16 protein-coding genes, 1 other RNA gene and 1 pseudogene are annotated in these 19,849 nt (G+C 64.4%); 12 read left to right on the forward strand and 6 right to left on the reverse strand.

All coding sequences use genetic code 11. The annotated features are described in order from the left end of the window. Window positions 1-22: 22 nt before the first annotated feature. Window positions 23-117: signal recognition particle sRNA small type (gene ffs / locus ACSLE4_RS01135), an RNA gene on the reverse strand. A 157-nt stretch (window positions 118-274) separates the two neighbouring features. On the opposite strand from ffs, the gene ACSLE4_RS01140 reads away from it, so the two are divergent. From ACSLE4_RS01140 to ACSLE4_RS01150, 3 genes are all read left to right on the forward strand, one after another. Then, window positions 275-2,818: a DUF6600 domain-containing protein gene (locus ACSLE4_RS01140; protein WP_435902653.1), complete on the forward strand. Its 2,544-nt coding sequence runs from the start codon at window positions 275-277 to the stop codon at window positions 2,816-2,818. 79 nt (window positions 2,819-2,897) lie between these two features. Beyond that, complete coding sequence (locus ACSLE4_RS01145) at window positions 2,898-3,350, forward strand: CopD family protein (RefSeq protein WP_435902654.1); 453 nt, start codon at window positions 2,898-2,900, stop codon at window positions 3,348-3,350. Between the two features lie 62 nt (window positions 3,351-3,412). Further along, complete coding sequence (locus ACSLE4_RS01150; RefSeq protein WP_435902655.1) at window positions 3,413-3,661, forward strand: hypothetical protein; 249 nt, start codon at window positions 3,413-3,415, stop codon at window positions 3,659-3,661. A 4-nt stretch (window positions 3,662-3,665) separates the two neighbouring features. Here ACSLE4_RS01150 and ACSLE4_RS01155 read toward each other — a convergent pair whose 3' ends face one another. Further along, a complete protein-coding gene (locus ACSLE4_RS01155) occupies window positions 3,666-4,523 on the reverse strand; it encodes a prephenate dehydratase (protein WP_435902656.1) in 858 nt (285 codons plus the stop codon). A gap of 32 nt (window positions 4,524-4,555) precedes the next feature. Continuing rightward, window positions 4,556-5,293, reverse strand: a complete 738-nt coding sequence (locus ACSLE4_RS01160) for a 3-deoxy-manno-octulosonate cytidylyltransferase (protein WP_435902657.1) — start codon at window positions 5,291-5,293, stop codon at window positions 4,556-4,558. 156 nt (window positions 5,294-5,449) lie between these two features. Between ACSLE4_RS01160 and ACSLE4_RS01165 the strand changes: the two genes are divergently transcribed. From ACSLE4_RS01165 to ACSLE4_RS01175, 3 genes are all read left to right on the forward strand, one after another. After that, window positions 5,450-7,009, forward strand: coding sequence for a c-type cytochrome (locus tag ACSLE4_RS01165; RefSeq protein ID WP_435902658.1), 1,560 nt, complete (start codon window positions 5,450-5,452; stop codon window positions 7,007-7,009). A 220-nt stretch (window positions 7,010-7,229) separates the two neighbouring features. After that, window positions 7,230-9,092 (forward strand): extracellular solute-binding protein, encoded by a 1,863-nt coding sequence (locus ACSLE4_RS01170; RefSeq protein WP_435902659.1) that lies wholly within the window; start codon window positions 7,230-7,232, stop codon window positions 9,090-9,092. 8 nt (window positions 9,093-9,100) lie between these two features. After that, window positions 9,101-11,089, forward strand: coding sequence for an extracellular solute-binding protein (locus tag ACSLE4_RS01175; RefSeq protein WP_435902660.1), 1,989 nt, complete (start codon window positions 9,101-9,103; stop codon window positions 11,087-11,089). Here ACSLE4_RS01175 and ACSLE4_RS01180 read toward each other — a convergent pair. Beyond that, window positions 11,086-11,625 (reverse strand): helix-turn-helix domain-containing protein, encoded by a 540-nt coding sequence (locus ACSLE4_RS01180; RefSeq protein ID WP_435902661.1) that lies wholly within the window; start codon window positions 11,623-11,625, stop codon window positions 11,086-11,088. The genes ACSLE4_RS01175 and ACSLE4_RS01180 overlap by 4 nt on opposite strands. Between ACSLE4_RS01180 and ACSLE4_RS01185 the strand changes: the two genes are divergently transcribed. The 5 genes from ACSLE4_RS01185 (at window position 11,606) to ACSLE4_RS01205 (ending at window position 17,301) form a co-directional block, all read left to right on the forward strand. After that, entirely contained in the window at window positions 11,606-12,223 is a 618-nt protein-coding gene (locus ACSLE4_RS01185) for a DUF3047 domain-containing protein (RefSeq protein ID WP_435902662.1), read from the forward strand. The two genes, ACSLE4_RS01180 and ACSLE4_RS01185, sit on opposite strands and share 20 nt — an antisense overlap. Before the next feature lie 244 nt (window positions 12,224-12,467). Further along, complete coding sequence (locus tag ACSLE4_RS01190; protein WP_435902663.1) at window positions 12,468-13,586, forward strand: microcin C ABC transporter permease YejB; 1,119 nt, start codon at window positions 12,468-12,470, stop codon at window positions 13,584-13,586. After that, the gene (locus ACSLE4_RS01195) at window positions 13,586-14,749 is read left to right on the forward strand and encodes an ABC transporter permease (protein WP_435902664.1); all 1,164 of its coding nucleotides are present in this window, start codon (window positions 13,586-13,588) and stop codon (window positions 14,747-14,749) included. The genes ACSLE4_RS01190 and ACSLE4_RS01195 overlap by 1 nt, the downstream gene beginning before the upstream one ends. A gap of 9 nt (window positions 14,750-14,758) precedes the next feature. Further along, a complete protein-coding gene (locus tag ACSLE4_RS01200) occupies window positions 14,759-15,670 on the forward strand; it encodes a cation diffusion facilitator family transporter (RefSeq protein ID WP_435902665.1) in 912 nt (303 codons plus the stop codon). Further along, complete coding sequence (locus tag ACSLE4_RS01205; protein WP_435902666.1) at window positions 15,667-17,301, forward strand: ABC transporter ATP-binding protein; 1,635 nt, start codon at window positions 15,667-15,669, stop codon at window positions 17,299-17,301. Before ACSLE4_RS01200 ends, ACSLE4_RS01205 begins: the two co-directional genes overlap by 4 nt. On the opposite strand, the gene ACSLE4_RS01210 is transcribed toward ACSLE4_RS01205, so the two are convergent. Next, window positions 17,298-18,155, reverse strand: a complete 858-nt coding sequence (locus ACSLE4_RS01210) for an NlpC/P60 family protein (protein WP_435902667.1) — start codon at window positions 18,153-18,155, stop codon at window positions 17,298-17,300. The genes ACSLE4_RS01205 and ACSLE4_RS01210 overlap by 4 nt on opposite strands. After that, a complete protein-coding gene (locus ACSLE4_RS01215) occupies window positions 18,152-19,570 on the reverse strand; it encodes a leucyl aminopeptidase family protein (protein WP_435902668.1) in 1,419 nt (472 codons plus the stop codon). The genes ACSLE4_RS01210 and ACSLE4_RS01215 overlap by 4 nt, the downstream gene beginning before the upstream one ends. Window positions 19,571-19,651: 81 nt before the next feature. Between ACSLE4_RS01215 and ACSLE4_RS01220 the strand changes: the two are divergent. After that, window positions 19,652-19,849 (forward strand): annotated as a pseudogene (locus ACSLE4_RS01220) (glutathione S-transferase); the annotation flags it as partial.

The following is a 19,849-nucleotide window of genomic DNA, read 5'->3' on the forward strand; positions in this document are numbered from 1 at the left end:
CTACTCGACGCTGGAGGCAAGGTGGGAGGCTGGACGAACAACCCGCGAAACGCTCGTTAGGGCTGCTTCCTTCCGGATCTGACCCGGTTGGCGAGGCACGCGCCTGCTGCCAACCTCCCTGGGGGAGTATATCGGGGAACGGGGGCCTCCTGGCAACCCGGTCCGCCGCCGCAGCCTTGAGTTCGCCCAAGTTCGGGCAGCGCCGCCACAATAGAACTCTCCCCGATCGTCGTGCGTTAGGCCTTCAACGCACAGAAACAAAAAGGCCAGAATTATGAGTTCCATTAGAATCTTCGCCTCGTGTCTCGTCCTCGGCGCGGGCCTCGCCTCTTCGGCAGCGGCTCAGCAGCCGAACGGTTATCCCATCACTGACGTCAATTTGCGCGCCGGCCCAGGAACCGAATACCCGGTCATTCTCACTGTCCCGGCAGACGCGCCCATTACGATTCTCGGCTGCGTGCCAGACTACACCTGGTGTGACAGCGTTTTTCAGGATCAGCGCGGCTGGATGCGCTCGATCTACCTCTCCGGATATTCCGAGGGCGACTACTACCTGCTGCGCGACTACGCCCCCGATCTCGGCTACCGGCGCGTGACCTTCAACATCGATGCCTACTGGGATTCCTATTATCGCGACGAGCCGTTTTACGGAGAGCGCGGCCGTTGGGCCGAGCCGCGCGAGGCGGGTTGGGTCGACGACGCGGTCTTCTATAACCGTCTGTCGCCCCATGGCTCATGGACCTGGATCCAGGGACGCTACGTTTGGGTGCCGGGCGGCGTCGACCGCGGCTGGCGTCCCTACACGCGCGGCCGGTGGGTTTACACCGATCGCGGCTGGACATGGGTCTCCAACGAGCCGTTCGGCTGGGCAACCTATCACTATGGCCGCTGGGGCTTTTCCGACCGCGTCGGCTGGTTCTGGGTCCCGGGCAATCAGTGGGCACCGGCGTGGGTGTCATGGCGGCAGTCGGACGATTATCTCGCCTGGGCTCCCCTACCGCCCTCTTACGACCGCGGCTATGAACGCGGTTACGATCGCGCCGGCGGCGGGATCAGCATCAATATCTCGTTTGGCGATGTGCCCGACTATTACTGGTCGATGGTGCCGTCGCGCGATTTCCTCTCCGACGATTTGCCGCGCTACTACGTGAACGACCGCGGCCGCCGCCGTTCGGCTTTCGAGCGCACGCGTCCCCTCGGCCACACGACGATCGTCAACAAGACGGTCGTGAACAACGTCGTCAACGTCAACTACGTCGAGCAGAAGACCGAGACGAAGGTCGTCGAATACCAGATCGCAACCACCGACAACGCCGAACAGGCGGGCAAGGTGGAAGGCGACACGCTCGAGGTCTACGAGCCGAAGCCGGACGAAGCGCCCGAGACCGCGGCGCCGCCCGAGCCGAAGGACGTGGAGGCCGTCGCCGAGGCGAGCGAGACCAAGGCGCAAGCCGAAGGCGAGGCGACGACCGAGGATCAGCTCGCGCCGGAGGAGGTCCAGGAGGCCATCAAGGAGCGTAAGGGCGGCAAAGGCCGGAAGGCGAAGGCCGACGCCGAGGCCGAGGCGAAGGGCGAAGGCGCCTTACCGGAAGGCGAGATCGCCGACACGCCGCCGCCTGCCGAGGACAAGGCCAAGGAGGCGCCGGTGCCTGCCCATGAGGTGGCCGCACCGAAGACCGAGAAGGCTGCTCCTGAGGCGAAGGAGGAACCGGATGCCGCGTCCAAGACTGAGTCCGACGCAAAGCCGGATGCCGCGCCAAAGACTGAATCCGACGCAAAGCCAGATGCCGAAATGAAGAAGCCGCCCGAGGAGGCGGACTCCGCGCCGAAGGACGCCGCACCGAAGGACGCTGCGCCTAAGGACGCTGCGCCTAAGACTGCGGAGCCCGAAAAGCCCGAGCCTGGAGAGAAGCCGGCCGCCTCCGAGGACAAGGACGAGGGCAAGAGCCAGAAGGAGAAGCCGTCCGAACAGAAGCCTTCCGAACAGAAGCCTGCCGAGAAGAAAGACGCACCGGCCGACAAGACGCCGGCACCCGTAGAGAAGAAGGGCGAGACGGAAGAAGCGCCGCCAGCACCGAAGCAGGTGACGCCTCCCAAGGAAGAAAAGCCGGCCGAGGCCAAAAAGCCCGGACCTCAGGCGGAGCCCAAAGTGAAGGAGCCCGAGGCCAAGGACGACAAGTCCGAGGCGCCTACGGAGTCGAAGCCTGCGGCCGAGGAAACGCCTGAGGTGAAAAAGCCGGAGCCGAAAGAGCCGGAAGCCGAAAAGGCTGCGCCGAAGGAGCCAGAGCCCAAAAAGCCAGAAGCAAAGAAGCCCGAGCCGAAAAAGCCAGAAGCAAAGAAGCCCGAGGCCAAAAAGCCTGAGGCCAAGACGCCTGAGCCGAACCCTGAGGCCAACAAGGCCGAGCCGAAGCCTGAGGCCGAGAAGCCCGAGCCGAAGCCTGAGGCCAAGAAAGCAGAGCCGAAACCTGAGCCGAAGAAGGCTGAGCCGAAGCCTGAGCCCAAGAAAGCTGAGCCGAAGCCTCAAGCCAAGAAGGCTGAGCCGAAGTCTGAGCCGAAGAAGCCCGAGGCCAAGAAAGCTGAGCCGAAGCCGGAGCCGAAAGAGCCTGAAGCAGATAAGCCGGCGACCGAACCCCAAGCAAAGAAGCCCGCGCCCCAGAAGCGGGAGGCGAGGACACCGGAGCGGAAAAATCCACCGGCGGCGAAGCGAGAGGCGAAAAAGGCCCCGGCCAAAGCGAAGCCCACAGAGCGCACGGCGCAGGGACCCGCATCTCAGGCCAAGGCGCCAGCCAAGGACAAGGAGCGCCCGGAGACGAACTAAGAGCGGACGGCGTTCACTTTCGCCGTCTTTCGATCAAAGGCTGGTTTACCCGGATCAAGCTCGTGCTAGCTTCGCCTCCGTGGCACCCCTCATCGCGCTCCATATCCTCGCCGCCGTCGTGTGGGTCGGCGGCATGTTCTTCGCCTATATGGCGTTGCGTCCCGCGGCGGGAACGCTCATGCCCGAGACGCGGCTGACATTGTGGCGCGGGGTGCTTGGCCGCTTCTTCCCGTGGGTGTGGGCGTGCATCATCGTTTTGCTCGCCAGCGGCTACGGCATAATTTTTCTCTATCTTGGCGGATTCGCGGGCGCACGCTTGTCCATCCATGTCATGCAGGGCATCGGTATCGTGATGATGCTGCTGTTCGCGCATCTGTTCTTCGCACCGTGGCGCCGTTTCAGCGACACCGTCGACGCAAAACATTTCCCGGAAGCGGCCAAACATTTGGACCAGATTCGCCGCATCGTTGCGATCAACCTCTCGCTCGGCCTCATCACGATAATCGTGGGCGCGAGCGGCCGCTTCTGGTAAATGCGCCCAGCCTTGACCACATGCACGCGGTGACCAGTTCGCCTTCCAAACGGAGATACTCAATGAACTCGGACAAGAAGACGAGACCTCAATTCGTACGCAGGCCCGCGAAACGCGTCCTGGTTGGCGAGACGCGCGAAGAGGAAGAGGCAAGGCTTGCAGCAGAGATTGCCGCTCATCCTGTGACGAAGTGCGAGCCCGGCGAATACAAGCCCACCTCGTCGCGGCCCGGTTGGAGCAACAAGTCCTTCATTCCGCAAGCGGATGCGGCCGAGGCGGAGCGCATCGCCAGGAAGATGCGCAAGTCCTGAGGCGCTAGGCTTTCAGGCCGGCGCGGAACGGGCTCGCCGGATAGGTGCCGAGCACATTCACTTCACTGGTGAAGAAGGCAAGCTCCTCCATGGCGAGCTGAACCGGGCGCTCGTCCGGGTGGCCTTCGATATCGGCGTAGAACATGGTGGCGTTGAACGAGCCTTCGAGCTGGTAGGATTCCAGCTTCGTCATGTTGACGCCATTGGTAGCGAAGCCGCCCAGCGCCTTGTAGAGCGCGGCGGGCACGTTGCGCACCCGAAACACGAAGCTGGTGACGACGGGGCCGTCTGCGGCTTTGGTCTTCGCCGGTTTCGGGGCGAGCACCACGAAGCGCGTGGTGTTGTGGGCCGCGTCCTCGATATCCTTCTTGGCGATGCGGAGCCCGTAGATCTCGGCGGCGAGCTTCGAGGCGATGGCCGCTTGGCTCGGGTCGCCCGCCTCGCGCACATGGCGCGCGGCACCCGCCGTGTCGGCCTCGGTCACCGGTGTCAGCTTCAACGCCGCGATCGCCTTGCGGCACTGGCCGAGCGCCATGATGTGGCTATGCACGGTCTTGAGCCCACTCAGCTTGGCGCCGGGCAGCGCCAGGAGTTGGTGACGGACGCGCTCGAAATGCTCGCCGACGATGTAGAGGCCAGAGTGCGGCAGCAGATGGTGGATATCAGCGACACGGCCCGCCACCGAGTTCTCGATGGGGATCATGGCAAGCTTCGCCTTGCCGGTCTTCACCGCGGCCAGCGCATCCTCGAAGGTCGCGCACGGCATCCCTTCCATCTCCGGATAGGCGTCGCGGGCGGCCAAGTGAGAGTTGGCGCCGGGCTCGCCCTGAAAGGCGATTTTATTCAAGCGCGATCTGGCCATGGTTCGCTGATGTCGGAAGGCGGGCAATAATTCTAAGAGGGTTCAAGACTTTCGCGCGCCCGCGCAAGGTCGGCCGGAGTATCGACACCGAGCGGGACAGTGTCAACGAGACCGACATGAATGCGGAAGCCCGCCTCGAGCGCCCGGAGTTGCTCGAGCTTCTCCCGGGTCTCGAGCGGCGACGGCGGCAGGCCGACGAAGCGCTCCAGCGCGGCGCGGCGATAAGCGTAGAGGCCGATATGGTGGTAGAGCGGGCCTTCTCCATAAGGGGCCGTCGCGCGCGTGAAATAGAGCGCATTGAGCACGCCGCCACGCGGCAACGGCGAGCCCACCACCTTCACTACGTTGGGGTTGGTGCGCTCCTCCTCGCGGACGATCTCCGCGGCAATGGTGCCGATATCCGCCTCACCCTCGTGAAGCGCCGCCACGCAAGCGCGCACCAGATCCGGGTCGAGCGTGGGCAGATCCCCTTGCAGGTTGACGATCGTGTCGAACTCCCGATCGGGATCGGTTTCCAGGAGCGCCTCATGGATCCGGTCTGAGCCGCTCGCGTGATCGGGACGCGTCATGACCGCCTCGCCGCCCGCCTTGGCCACCGCGTCCCGGACGGCCTGCGAATCGGTGGCCACCAGGACCGGCCCGCAGTCCGCCTCCATGGCCCGGCGCCACACATGGACGATCATGGGTTCGCCCGCGATCTCGGCCAAGGGCTTGTCCGGCAGGCGGGTCGCCGCCAGGCGCGCGGGGATGACGATCATTGATTTCGGCATGATTTTCCGTGGGTTAGATCGGGAAGAATTCCATGACCGGGGTCAGACTCCGCGGCAATTCTGCGAGTTGCAACAGCCCGCTAGCCCTTATAGTCTCTCGCCGCGCCGCAAGAGCTACGAAGAAGTAGCCTCTGCCTGCTGGGGGGACACCGATCCATGAAGTACTACTACCTTAACAAAATCGCCATGGCGGTGCTTGTGGCACTGCTTTTGTTCTTTGGCACGAGAACGATTATCGACATCGCTTACCAAGAGCATCCGCCGGAGAAGCCCGGCTTCGAGGTTGCCGGGACCGACGACGAAGGACACGGCAAAGAAGAGAAGGCGACCGACGAGGGCGCCGAGTTCATTCTCGCGCTCAATAAGGCCGATCCCGCCAAGGGCGAGCAGGACGTGGGCCTTTGCAAGGTGTGCCACAGCTTCGACAAGGGCGGCCCCACGATGATCGGCCCGAACCTTTACGGCATCGTCGGCCACAAGATCGCCTCCCTTGAAGGCGTCAATTACACTCCCGCGCTCAAGGCGCACGAAGGCCAGGAGTGGACCTTCGAGAATCTCGACCACTGGCTGGCAAACCCGCAGGCCTTCGCGCCGGGCACGAGCATGGCCTTCCCAGGCATCCCGGATATCCAGAAGCGCGCCAACGTCATCGCCTATCTCAACAAGAACAGCGACGACCCGCTGCCGATCCCGGAGCCCAAGGCCGAAGCGCCCGCATCGGAAGGCGCCGAGAAAGAGGCCTCCGCCGGTCAACCCGAGATCATTACGCTGCTGGCCTCCGCCGACGCCGGACGGGGCGAGCAAGCGGCGGCGCTGTGCAAGGTGTGCCATACCTTCGACGCGGGCGGCGCGACGATGGTCGGCCCGAACCTCCACAACGCGGTCGGACACAAGATCGCGGCCCATGAGGATTTCAGCTACACGCCGGCGCTCAAGAAGCACGGCGACGACGAGTGGACCTATGAGAATCTCGACGCCTGGCTGAAGAACCCACAAGCCTTCGCCGCCGGAACGACCATGGCGTTCCCCGGCATCCCGGACGACAAGAAGCGCGCCGATGTCATCGCCTTCATGATGAGCAAGACTGAAAACCCGCCGCCGCTGCCTGCGGCGGAGGAAGAGGCTGCTCCCGCCGAGGAGGAAGCCGCTCCGGCTGAAGAACCAGCGGCCGAGGAAGAGCCCGCTGCCGAGGAGCCCGAGACCGGAGACGCCGCTCCTGCCGAAGAAGAGGCTGCTCCGGCTACGGAAGAAGCCGCTCCAGCCGAGGAGCCCGCTGCGGAAGAGCCTGCTCCGGCCGAAGAGCCCGCTGCCGAGGAGCCCGCTGCGGAAGAGCCCGCTCCGGCCGAAGAGCCAGCCACCGAGGAGCCTGCTGCTGAGGAACCCGCCACTGAAGAGCCTGACGAGCCCGAGGCGACGATGGAAGAGGAGACGATGGAGGAGACCATCTCCGTCCCGCCGACCGTCTCTGAGGACGCGCCGTCCGAGCCCTCCAGCGGCGAAGGACCGTCGGCGAGCCAGCCGCAGCCCGTCTATCCCGACGGCGAGCCGGGCGCGACGACGGGAGACGATGCGTCCTCCGACGACGCCAGCGCCGACGCGATGAGCGACGAGGCAAGCTCCGACGGTATCTCCGACGATATGGAGAGCTCTTCGGACGACTCCCTCTCGTCGCAGCCTCAGCCGGTCTATCCGGACGGGAAGCCGGAAGGCCTCTAGGCCGAGGCGAAGATTGGTTACCGGAAAGGGCCTCCCGCGGGAGGCCCTTTTTCTTTGTTCGGCGCACGCCCTCGCGGACGCCGACATGACCGATATTTCATTTGGTCCCGCCGCCCGCCATGCTAGCTTTCTTCGAGCTTTTTCGCGCCTTTCGCCTGACGGCACGCGCGGGCGCGTCCCTTAAGGCCAATCCCTCAAAGATGGAGCAACCCTCGCGCCCATGACCTTGCTACGCCTGACCCTTGCCACGGCACTCGCCAGCCTGCTGCTCGGCCCGGCCTTCGCCCAAGACTCGTTCGCCCAAGACGGCGCCACCCGGCATCACGCGCTTTCCCTGATCGGCGAGCCGAAATATCCAGCCGACTTTACCCATTTCGACTATGTGAACCCGGACGCGCCCAAGGGCGGCGTGGCGCGCCTGGCTTCGATCGGCGGCTTCGATAGCCTGAACCCTGTGCTCTACAAGGGTGAGCAGGCGGCTGGGCTCGGCCTCGTCAACGAAAGTCTGATGAGCGACAGCATCGACGAGCCGTCGACGTCCTATGGGCTAATCGCCGAATGGGCATCCTATCCGGAAGACTACTCCTCGGTGACCTTCAAGCTGAACGACAAGGCCCGCTGGCATGACGGCAAGCCCGTCACGGTCGACGACGTGATCTACAGCCTCGAGGTGAACAAGACGGCGAACCCGCGGCTCGGCCTCTATTACAAGAACGTGTCGCGCGCGGAGAAGACCGGCGACAATGAGGTGACCTTCTATTTCGACACCAAGGGCAATCGCGAACTGCCCATGATCATGGGTCAGCTCACCATCCTGCCGAAGCACTATTGGACGGGCACGAACGCGAGCGGCGAAACGCGCGATCCGATGAAGACCACGCTCGAGCCGCCGCTCGGCTCCGGTCCCTACCGCGTGAAGAATGTCCGGCCCGGCCGCTCCATCACCTATGCGCGCGTGGACGACTATTGGGGCAAGGATCTGCCGGTCAACAAGGGCCAGTGGAACTACGACGAGATCCGCTTCGACTCCTACCGCGATCAGACCGTGGCCTTCGAGAGCTTCAAGGCCGGCAATCTCGACTATTGGCAGGAGTCGAGCGCAAAGAACTGGGCGACGGCCTACGACTTTCCGGCCGTGCGCGACGGCGACGTGAAGCGCCAGGAGGTGGAAATCGAGCGCACCCAGCCGATGCAGGCCTTCGTGCTGAACCTGCGCCGTCCGCAGTTCCAGGACCGGCGCGTCCGCCAGGCGCTCAATCTCGCTTTCAACTTCGAGTTGGCCAACAAGAACCTGTTCTACGGACAATATGAGCGCGTCGGCAGCTACTTCCAGAACTCGGAGCTGGCGGCGGAAGCCGCCCCGCCCACCGGGCGCGAGTTGGAGTTTCTGAACGAAGTGAAGGGCCAGGTGCCGGAGGAGGTGTTCACCGAGGTGCACAAGAACCCGGTGAACGAGGACCAGACCGAGATGCGCAACAATCTGCGCAAGGCGGTGAAGCTCCTCAAAGAGGCCGGCTGGACGGTGAAGAACGGCACGCTCGTCAACGAGAAGACGGGTCAGCCGATGACCATCGAGTTCCTGCTGGTATCGCCGCTGTTCGAGCGCATCGTGCAGCCTTATCTGCGAAATCTCGAGCGACTCGGCATCAAGGGCTCGATCCGGCTGGTGGATTCCGCCCAGTACACCCGCCGGCTCAACGGCTTCGATTACGACGTGATCGTCGGCAATTTCGCGCAGTCGGACTCGCCAGGCAACGAGCAGCGCGACTTCTGGGGCTCGGAAGCCGCCGACCGCGAAGGCAGCACCAACCTGATCGGCATCAAGGATCCGGCGATCGACAAACTCGTCGACAACATCATCTTCGCCAAGGACCGCGAGGAGCTGATCGCGGCGACGCGCGCGCTCGACCGTGTGCTCCTGTGGCACGACTTCGTGGTGCCGCAGTGGTTCTCGCCCAGCGTGCGCATCGCCTATTGGAACCGCTACGGGCAGCCCGATAAGCTACCGGGGCTGACGCCTGGCTTCCTACAAGTCTGGTGGTACGAAAAGGGCAAGGCCGGGACGTTGCAGGAGCCGTCGTAGAAGTCTTGATGGGATTGGCACGCGCGAGTTTCTGCTCTTTTGCTACGGCCCTCGTCGCCCTGGCGTTGATGGCGTCGCAGGTGGAGGCCGCGGAGCGCACGCACGGTCTCTCGGCCTTCAACGATCTCGCCTACCCGCCGGACTTCGCGCATTTCACCTACGCCAACCCCGATGCGCCGAAGGGCGGCACGCTTTCGCTGATCGGCTGGGGGGGCGTCACCACCTTCAACAGCCTCAATAACTTCATTCTCAAGGGCGACGCCGCGCAAGGGTTGGACCTCCTGTTCGACAGCTTGATGGTCCGCGCGGCGGACGAGCCCGACGCGGTCTACGGGCTCGCGGCTTCGAGCGCCGAAGTCGCTGATGACGGCATGTCGGTGACCTTTACTTTGAGACCCAAAGCGCGTTTCTCCGATGGGAGCCCCATCACCGCGGACGACGTGGTGTTCTCGTTCGAGACCCTGAAGGAGAAGGGCCATCCGATCTATCACCAGACGCTGCGCGACGTGACCAAGGCCGAGGCGATCGACCCGCAGACGGTGCGCTATACCTTCCAGGGCGATCTGGTGCGCGATCTGCCGCTGACCGTGGCGGGGCTCCCGGTCCTGTCGAAAGCCTATTACACCGAGAAGCCGTTCGAGGAGACGACTCTCGACCCTCCGCTCGGCTCCGGGCCTTATCTCATCGACGATTTCGCCCAAGGGCGCACCATCGTCTACAAGCGCAATCCCGACTATTGGGCGAAGGATCTGCCGGTCAACAAAGGCCGCTGGAACTTCGACAAGATCCGCTACGAGTATTTCCGCGACCGCACCGCCGGCATGGAGGCGTTCAAGGCCGGCACCTACGACTTTCGCGAGGAGTTCACCTCCAAAGTGTGGGCGACCGAGTACGACTTCCCGGCGATCCGCGACGGGCGCGTTAAGAAGGAGGTGCTGCCCGACGAGACGCCGTCCGGCACCCAAGGCTTCTTCATCAATACGCGGCGCGACAAGTTCAAAGATCCACGGGTGCGCGAAGCGCTGGCGCTTGCCTTCGACTTCGAGTGGACCAACCGCAACATGTTTTACGGTCTCTATGAACGCACCCAGAGCTTCTTCGAGAACTCGCCGATGAAGGCGGAGGGTGAGCCTTCGGATGCGGAGCGCGTGCTGATCGAGAGTCTCGACGTAGAGGTCCCGGAAGGTGCGTTGGAAGCCGCGGTCATGCCGCCCAAGAGCGACGGCTCGGGCCAGGACCGCAAGCTCTTGCGCGCCGCCGGCAAGCTCCTCGACGAGGCGGGATGGACGGTCGAGAACGGCAAGCGCGTCAACGGCCAGGGCGAGCAGCTTTCGGTGGAGTTCCTGACATTCGAGCCCACGTTCGAGCGGATCCTCGCGCCTTATGTGAAGAACCTGACGCAGCTCGGGATCCATGCGCGCATCCGCCGGGTCGACCCCGCGCAGTATCAGCAGCGCCTCAAGGATTTCGATTTCGACGTCACCACTCAACGCTACGTCATGCGCAGCACGCCGGGCGTTGAGCTGCGCAGTTATTTCGGGTCTCAGTCGGCAGACCTCGACGGGTCGCTCAATCTCGCCGGCATCAAGGACCCGGCGGTCGACGCGCTGATCGAGAAGGTGGTCGCCGCTAAGACCCGCGAGGACATGACCATTGCGGCACGCGCGCTCGACCGGGTGCTGCGCGCCGGTCATTACTGGGTGCCGCACTGGTACAAGGGCTCCAACACAGTGGCCTATTGGGACAAGTTCTCCCGCCCCGAGACCAAGCCGAAATACGACCGCGGCATCCTCGATACGTGGTGGTTCGACCAGGCCGAGGCCGCGAAGGTCGAGGCCAGCAAGACGGCCTCGGCGAGCACGGCCGCCGATGAGACCGCAATCGCCGATGAGACAGAGGCCGACGGTTCGCGCCTTTGGCTGATCCTTGGCGGGGTGCTGCTGGCTATCCTTGGGATCGCGCTCTACTTGCGTGGCCGGCGCAAGGCGCAAACTTAGACCAGACGCTCGAAGCGCTCGATCTTGCGGAACACCGGCGCGGGATTGACCCCAAACGTGTCGCGGAAGGCGTGGCTGTAATGGGAGGCGTCGGCAAAGCCGCATTCCATGGCGGCCATGGTCATGTTGTCGTTCGCATGCAGGAGCTCCGTGGCAAGCCAGAGGCGCTTCCACATGCGATAGCGCCGGTACGGCACGCCGATCTCGCTGCTGAAGAGATGCAGCACGCGCGACGGCGACAGCCCCAGCGCTTCGCCAAGCTCGCCTTGCGAGTAATTGCGGTCGGGCTCGCTGCGGATGAGCGCGAGGACTTGCGCGATGCGCGGATCGACCGTTGCGCCATCCTCGGCCGGCAATAGACGATCGAGCCGCGCCTCTACTTCCGGCTGACGCGGGTTCTCCTCGAAGATCCAATGGAAGCAAGCGACGATCTCGGGATCGCGGAAGGTGCCGACGAGGCCCTTCTCGTAGGGGAACCGCCGGCGGAAAGCGGAGGCCGAGGGGCTGCTGCGCGACGTGAACGGACTGATCGCCACGGAGATCGACCGCTTTGCCAACCAAGTGCCGGCGCCCGAGGGCTGGGAGTATCTCTGGTTCATCGGACCGTCTGAGATCTACAAGGACTGCGACGGGTACGGGCGCGACCACGCGATCTGCTGCCACAGCGAAAATAATGGCGCGATCTTGATCAAGGACTGCGAATTGCCGTTGCAGCCCGGCACGAAGCTCTCCTGGGCGTGGCGCATGGAGAAGCTGCCCTCGCAAGTCGCCGAGGATACGTTTCCGACCCACGACTATCTGAGCGTGGCCGTGGAATTCGATAACGGCCAGGACATCACCTATTTCTGGAGCTGCGAGCTGCCGCTCGAAACCACGTTCCGCTGCCCGATCCCGACCTGGACCCATCGCGAGACCCACGTCGTCGTGCGCAGCGGGCTCGAGGATCTCGGCAAGTGGCTGACGGAAGAGCGCGACCTCTATGCCGACTATGCGGAGCGGATCGGCGGGCCGATGCCTGCGAGGATCGTGCGCGTGTGGCTGATCTGCGTGACCGTCTTCCAGCAGACCGAAGGCAAGTGCCAGTTCGCCGATATCGCCGTGGAGACCGAGAACGGCACGGTGCCGGTTCTCTAGGGGCACCGAAGGCCGGTCTACCCGGCATCCAGCTGCAAGAAATGTCCCGCCCGGCGCCCTGCCCGGACAGCTTTCCGCATGGCCAGGGCCCGCCTCATCCTTACCAGATTGCAATGATTCCAGGACCCTGTGTCGGGTTCCACTCGCCGCCAGAATCCAGTAAGCATCAGGGCTCAGGCACGAAATCCGGACCGCCAAGGCGGGGCCGCGGCCGGACCGAAGAGCAACAGGAAACCTAGCGACATTGGCCGCCTATATCCTTCGGCGCATCCTTCTGATCATTCCGACGATGCTCGGCATCATGTTGGTGACGTTCATCATCGTCCAGTTCGCGCCGGGCGGACCCGTTGAGCGGCTGATCGCCCAACTCGCCGGCACGGACCCCGGCGCCACGGCCAAGTTCAGCGGCGGCGGCGGCGATTTTTCCGGCACCGGCGGCGGCCAGCAAGGCATGCCCGGCGACGTGTCCGCCGCGCCGTCCAAATATCGCGGCGCGCAAGGCCTGGACCCGGAGTTCATCGCCAGCCTCGAGAAGCAGTTCGGCTTCGACAAGCCGGCGCATGAACGCTTCGGCATGATGATCTGGAACTATCTGCGCTTCGATTTCGGCGAGAGCTATTTCCGCGACACCAGCGTGCTGAAGCTGGTCGCCGAGCGCATGCCCGTGTCGATCTCGCTGGGCCTGTGGATGACGCTGATCTCCTATTCCATCTCCATTCCGCTCGGCATCCGAAAGGCAGTGCGCGACGGCACGCGCTTCGACGTGTGGACCTCGAGTGTCATCGTCATCGGCTACGCGATCCCCGGCTTCCTCGTCGCCGTGTTCCTGATCGTGCTGCTCGCGGGCGGGTCGTTCTTGCAGATCTTCCCGTTGCGCGGGCTGGTGTCGGAGGATTTCTGGTCGCTCCCCTGGTACGAGAAGATCCTCGACTATTTCTGGCACCTGGTGCTGCCGCTGTTCGCCATGGCGCTAGCGGCCTTCGCCACCACGACGTTTCTGACCAAGAACTCGTTCCTGGAGGAAATCCGCAAGCAATACGTCATCACAGCCCGGGCCAAGGGGCTCACGGAACACCAGGTGCTCTACCGGCACGTGTTCCGCAACGCTATGCTGATCGTTATCGCCGGATTTCCCGGCGCGTTCATCGGCGCGTTCTTCGCCGGCTCGCTGTTGATCGAGACCATCTTCACGCTCGACGGGCTGGGGCTGCTCGGCTTCGAATCGATCGTGAACCGCGACTATCCGGTCGTGTTCGCCACGGTCTATATCTTCTCGCTGCTCGGGCTGTTCATCAATCTCCTCTCCGACCTCACTTACACTTGGGTCGATCCCCGCATCGACTTCGAGACGCGGGAGGTCTGATGGACGCACCGACCGACGTCAGCGTTACCGAAGAGGTCGCCGCAGGAGGTATCCCGCGTCCGCGCGCCTGGGTCTCGGCGCTCAACCGGCGGCGCTGGCAGACGTTCAAGGCGAACCGGCGCGGCTACTGGTCGTTGTGGATCTTCCTCGTCCTGTTCGGCATCAGCCTATGCGCCGAGGTCATCGCCAACGACAAGCCGATCCTCGTCGAATATGACGGAAAGCTCTATTGGCCGATTTTCGAGGCCTATCCGGAGACCGATTTCGGCGGCGTGTTCGAGACGGAGGCCGATTATCGCGATCCCGTGGTGCAGGAGCTGATCACGGAGAACGGCGGCTGGATGCTGTGGCCCCCGATCCGCTTCTCCTTCAACACCCAAAACAAGAATCCGCCCATGGCCTTTCCGGTGAAACCCACCTGGCTGCTCACGGACAAGGACTGCGCGCTTGCGGTGGAGCGGGGCTTTCACCCTTGCGACGCCTCGCTCGAATGGAATTGGCTCGGCACGGACGATCAGGGGCGCGACGTGGTTGCCCGCATCATCTACGGCTTCCGCATCTCCGTGCTGTTCGGGCTCGTCCTGACAGTGTTCTCCTCGATCATCGGCGTCGCGGCGGGCGCCATCCAAGGCTATTTCGGCGGCTGGACCGATCTCCTGTTCCAGCGCTTCATCGAGATCTGGACCAGCGTGCCGCAGCTTTATCTGCTGATCATCGTGGCCGCGGTCATCGAGCCGAATTTCTGGATTCTGCTCGGGATCCTGCTCGCCTTCTCCTGGGTGGCGCTGGTGGGGGTGGTGCGCGCCGAGTTCTTGCGCGCACGGAACTTCGAATATGTCACCGCGGCGCGGGCGCTGGGCCTGTCCAATCTCAAGATCATTTTCCGGCACTTGCTGCCCAATGCCATGGTGGCGACGCTGACCTTCATGCCGTTCATCCTGAACGGCTCCATCACCACGCTGACCTCGCTCGACTTTCTCGGGTTCGGCCTACCGCCGGGCTCGCCCTCGCTCGGCGAACTCCTGGCGCAAGGCAAAGACAATCTTCAAGCGCCCTGGCTTGGCTTGACCGCGTTCTTTGTCATCGCCGTGATGCTGAGCCTTCTGATCTTCGTCGGCGAGGCCGTGCGCGACGCGCTCGACCCGCGCAAGACCATGGCCTGAGGCGGGACGATGCACGGTTCACACGATCACGGTCCCGGCGACGTCAACGCCAAGAACGAACGACGCATGGGGCTTGCGGCGCTGCTCACCGGCAGCTTCATGTTCGTGGAGGTGGTGGGCGGTATCGCCGCGGATTCGCTGGCGCTGATCGCCGATGCCGGTCACATGCTCACCGATTTCGCCTCGCTGGCGCTCGCCTGGTTCGCCTTCCGGCTGGCGCGGCGGCCGGCGGATTGGAAGCGCACCTACGGTTTCGACCGATTCCAGGTGCTGATCGCCTTCACCAACGGCCTGGCGCTGTTCGTGATCGCCGGATGGATCGTCTACGAGGCGATCGAGAGGCTGATGGGCACGCCTCACGTCGACGGCGGGATCATGGTCGGCGTGGCGATCGCCGGTCTCCTGGTGAACATTGCCGCCTTCTGGCTTCTGCAAGGGGCGGACCGCGAGAATCTCAACGTGCGGGGCGCGGCCATCCACGTGCTCGGCGACCTGCTCGGCTCCGTGGCGGCGCTCGTCGCCGGCGCGGTTATCCTGCTGACCGGCTGGATGCCCATCGATCCGCTGCTCTCCCTGCTCGTCGCGGTCATCATCGTGCGGAGCGGCTGGCAAGTGGTCGCGGCCTCCGCTCATATCCTGCTCGAAGGGGCGCCGAAGGAAGTCGACACGCGCGACATCGCGCCGGACCTCGTTGCCAATGTCGAGGGCGTGGAAGCGGTGCATCACGTGCATGTGTGGTCGATTACCCAGTCGCGGCGCATGGTGACCCTGCACGCACGGATCTGCGATACGGAGGATTCCGACGATGTGGTGCAAGGAATCAAGGCGCGGTTGAAAGAGAAGTTCAACCTGGATCACGCCACGGTTGAGATCGAGCGGGGCGCTTGCGCCGACGAGGAACCAAAGGCAGCGAGCGCATGACCGGCAAGGACAAGCTGATTACCGTAGATGATCTGTGCGTCGATTTCCGCTCGGGCGACAAGGTGACCCATGCGGTCAAGAACGTCTCGTTCGACATCGGTTACGGCGAGACAGTGGCGCTGGTGGGAGAGTCCGGCTCCGGCAAGACGGTGACGGCCCTGTCGATCCTTCAGCTCCTCCCCTACCCGGCCGCTTCGCACCCCTCCGGCGCGATCACCTTCAAGGGCGAAAATCTCTTGGCGCTGCCGCCGGACGGCTTGCGCCATGTGCGCGGCAATCAGATCTCGATGATCTTCCAGGAGCCGATGACCTCGCTCAACCCGCTGCACACGATCGACCAGCAGATCGCCGAGGTTCTGAAAATTCATATGGGCTTGTCGGGCGCCGCGTGCCGGGCGCGCGTCATCGACCTCCTCACCAGGGTGGGCATCGATGACCCGGAAAGCCGGCTTGGCTCCTATCCCCACCAGCTTTCGGGAGGGCAACGCCAGCGCGTGATGATCGCCATGGCGCTTGCCAACGAGCCGGACCTGCTGATCGCCGACGAGCCGACTACGGCGCTCGACGTCACCATCCAGGCGCAGATCCTCGAATTGCTGCTGGAGTTGAGGGCCGAGTTCAACATGGCGATGCTGCTGATCACCCACGATCTGGGCATCGTGCGCAAAATGGCCGACCGGGTGTGCGTGATGCATGAGGGCGTGATCGTCGAGCGCGGGGCGACCCATGACATCTTCGACCATCCGAAGGACGACTACACCAAGCACCTGATCGCCTCGGAGCCCAAGGGCTCCCCGCCGCCGGCTAACGCCAAGGCCAAGACGATCCTCAAGACCGACGACTTGAAGGTGTGGTTCCCGATCAAGCGCGGCTTCCTGCGCCGAACCGTCGGCTACATCAAGGCGGTGGACGGCATCGACGTGGACGTGAAGGAAGGCCAGACGCTCGGCGTCGTGGGCGAGTCCGGATCCGGCAAGACGACGCTCGGGCTTGCCATCCTGCGCCTTATCTCGAGCGAAGGGCCCATCGTCTATCTCGGCGATCGTATCGACGGGTACGACTCCAAGAAGATGCGCCCCTTGCGGAAGGATCTGCAGATCGTCTTCCAGGACCCGTACGGCTCGCTATCTCCGCGCATGTCCATCGGCCAGATCATCGAGGAAGGGCTCGATATCCAGAGCCCGGGACTGTCCCGCGATGAGCGCGACGCGCGCGTGACGCGTGCGTTGAAGGAGGTGGGGCTGGAGGCTTCGTTGCGTGACCGCTATCCGCACGAGTTCTCAGGCGGGCAGCGCCAACGCATCGCCATCGCGCGAGCGCTGGTGCTCGAGCCGAAATTGCTCATTCTCGACGAGCCGACCTCGGCGCTGGACGTCTCAGTGCAAGCGCAAATCGTGGACCTGCTACGCGACCTGCAGAAGCGCCACAAGCTCGCTTATCTCTTCATCAGCCACGACCTCAAAGTGGTGCGCGCGCTCGCCAACTCGATCATCGTGCTGCGTCACGGCAAGGTGGTGGAGCAAGGCCCGGCCCAAACCGTCTTCGCGAGCCCGAAGACCGATTACACCAAGGCGTTGCTCGCCGCGGCCTTCGAGCTGGAGGCCGTGCCGGGCGACGCCGTATCGACCTAAGTTTTTAGCGGCAGGCGCCTTGCGCCGGTTACCTCGAAGCCCGCCGCCTTGATGCGCGCGCGGGCTTCGTGGAACCGTTCCAGCACAACGGCCATGTGATACGCATTGGCGTGGAGGAAGTTTTCCCCGCTCGTCATGATGCCCACATGCCCGTCCCAGAACACAAGGTCGCCGCGTCTAAGCGCGCCGTTCTCTTGCCACTCGACGGGCTCGCCGGCTTCCGCCGCCTGCATGTCCGCGTCGCGCGGCACTGCATGGCCGGCGGCGGCGGCGGCAAGCTGCACCAGCCCCGAGCAGTCGAGACCGACGCTGGTCCGTCCGCCCCACAGATAGGGCGTGCCGAGAAAGGCTTCGGCCACGGCGACAAAGTCTTCCGCATGTTGTTCTAGAGGCACGACATGGCTGGCATAGACGAAGCCGCCCCCTTCGAGGCGCAGATAGCGGCCCGCATGATCGGCGACCGCAATACGCGCATTGAGGCTTAGCATCGCCAGCGGCGGAACTTTGGAATCCGGTTCGGGAAAGACGTAGGTCCGCAACGCGGAGACGCGATGGGTCGGCGGCGCCGCTATGGGGACCAATCCCGCGCTCGGCAGGTAGCCCACATAGCCGTCGTGGTCGAGCTGGACCCAGGCCCAACCTTCGCGCTCCTCGTAGACGGTCACGGTTTCGCCGTGGAGCGCCTCGGTGTCGAGCGTTGCATCGAAGCGCGGCTCACGCCGCACGGGCAGAGACGCGGCACCGACCTGGCGGGGCTCGCCCGCGACGTAGCGTTCGGCATCAACGTGCCCGCGCAAATGCTCCGCGGCGAGGTCCGGGCGATGGGCGTGCCTGCGCGGGTCGTGCTTGCTCACGATCCGAGCTCTTGACGGAAGAACTGGAACAGCGCGCGGGCTGCTTGCGGCTCGCCGCCTTGCGGGCGCCCCGGCTGCTCGCGCGGCACCCAGCCATAGATGTCGAGATGCGCGAAGCGCTTGGCGTCATGCACGAACCGCTTGAGGAACAGCGCCGCGGTTACCGAGCCTGCAAACGGCCCGTCCGAGATGTGGCTGACGTCGGCAATGTTGCTCTTGAGCAGCTTGTCGTAGGGCGCCCAGAACGGCATGCGCCACACGGGATCGCCGACCGCACGCGCTGCGTTGAGCATCTTGCCGGCGAAATCGTCGTCGTCGGCGTAAAGCGGCGGCAGCTCGGGTCCAAGCGCGACGCGCGCGGCCCCCGTCAGCGTGGCGAAGGTGACGAGATAGTCGGGCGCCTCCTCGTCGGCGAAGCTGAGGGCATCAGCCAGAACAAGGCGCCCCTCCGCATCCGTGTTGCCGATCTCGACCGTCATGCCGTTGCGGCTGGTCAGAACGTCGCCCGGGCGGAAGGCGTTGCCGGCGACCGAGTTGTCGGCGGCCGGAATCAGCACACGCAAGCGCACCGGCAGCTTGGTCCGCATGACCATGAGGGCGAAGGCGAGCGCCGATGCCGCGCCGCCCATATCCTTCTTCATCAGCCCCATGGAGCCGCCGGGCTTCAGATTGAGACCGCCGGTATCGAAGCAGATCCCCTTGCCGACGATGGTCACTTTGGGCGCGCTCTCCGCGCCCCAGTGAATGTCGATAAGTCGGGGCGCCCGGTCGCTGGCCCGGCCCACGGCATGGATCATCGGGAAATTGTCGGCGAGCAGGGTCGAGCCTTCCGTCACCTTGACCGTGCCGCCGAAGGCGTTGGCGAGCTCGCGCGCGGCGGCTTCGAGCTCGGCGGGACCGAGATCGCTTGCCGGCGTGTTGATGAGATCACGACCGAAATAGAGCGCTTCCGCCAGCGCCAGGACTTGATCCCGGTCCGCGCCCTCGGGGAGCACGAGGCGCCGCGGCGCCTTGTCGTTTCCGGATTTATAGCGGGTGAAGCGGTAGCAGCCGGCGAGGAAGCCGAGCGCGGCAAGCTCCGGGTCGGGCATGGGACCGGCGAAGCGATAGTCGCCCGCGGGCAACTTCCCCGGTAGGGCGCCGGTGAGCATGGGTGTGTCCTTCGCCCATTCGGCGCCGCCCGTGCCGAACAGCACCTTGCCGACAGCCCCCGTCTCGTCGGGCACCGGCAGCACCGCGCCTTGCGACGGTTTCCAGTCCCGCGCTCCGGCCCAGCGGCGTTCGAGATCGCTCAGCCCGGCGAGATCGTCGTCCGAGGCGATCAGCACGATGGGAATGGCGTCCGTGCCGCGCGCAAGCAGCAGATCTTCGAGGGTGTGGCGTGTGGCGTCGAGCGTCGTCGCTTTGGAAGGCATGAAAAGGTCCGGATGCGTCTTGAAGGAGCCGCGCATTAATGGCAGGGGAGCGGAAACATGACAATGGCGGAAGGCGGAACAATGACAGGGACAGGCTACACGCTGGTCATCGGAGACAAGAACTACTCGTCGTGGAGCTTGCGTCCTTGGCTCGCGCTCAAGGCCTGCGGGACTGCATTCGAGGAGGAGCGCATCCGCCTGCGGCAACCTGACAGCAAGGCCGAGATCTTCCGCCATTCGCCGTCGGGCAAGGTGCCGGTACTCAAGACCGATATCGGC

Source organism: Methyloceanibacter sp. (assembly GCF_051306395.1).
GTDB lineage: Bacteria > Pseudomonadota > Alphaproteobacteria > Rhizobiales > Methyloligellaceae > Methyloceanibacter.

Coding starts and splice junctions, on each gene's coding strand:
- ACSLE4_RS01165 (WP_435902658.1), top strand. CDS start 5,450: ATGAAGTACTACTACCTTAACAAAATCGCCATGGCGGTGCTTGTGGCA.
- ACSLE4_RS01170 (WP_435902659.1), top strand. CDS start 7,230: ATGACCTTGCTACGCCTGACCCTTGCCACGGCACTCGCCAGCCTGCTG.
- ACSLE4_RS01200 (WP_435902665.1), top strand. CDS start 14,759: ATGCACGGTTCACACGATCACGGTCCCGGCGACGTCAACGCCAAGAAC.
- ACSLE4_RS01160 (WP_435902657.1), bottom strand. CDS start 5,293: ATGCCGAAATCAATGATCGTCATCCCCGCGCGCCTGGCGGCGACCCGC.
- ACSLE4_RS01215 (WP_435902668.1), bottom strand. CDS start 19,570: ATGCCTTCCAAAGCGACGACGCTCGACGCCACACGCCACACCCTCGAA.
- ACSLE4_RS01175 (WP_435902660.1), top strand. CDS start 9,101: ATGGGATTGGCACGCGCGAGTTTCTGCTCTTTTGCTACGGCCCTCGTC.
- ACSLE4_RS01205 (WP_435902666.1), top strand. CDS start 15,667: ATGACCGGCAAGGACAAGCTGATTACCGTAGATGATCTGTGCGTCGAT.
- ACSLE4_RS01150 (WP_435902655.1), top strand. CDS start 3,413: ATGAACTCGGACAAGAAGACGAGACCTCAATTCGTACGCAGGCCCGCG.
- ACSLE4_RS01155 (WP_435902656.1), bottom strand. CDS start 4,523: ATGGCCAGATCGCGCTTGAATAAAATCGCCTTTCAGGGCGAGCCCGGC.
- ACSLE4_RS01195 (WP_435902664.1), top strand. CDS start 13,586: ATGGACGCACCGACCGACGTCAGCGTTACCGAAGAGGTCGCCGCAGGA.
- ACSLE4_RS01140 (WP_435902653.1), top strand. CDS start 275: ATGAGTTCCATTAGAATCTTCGCCTCGTGTCTCGTCCTCGGCGCGGGC.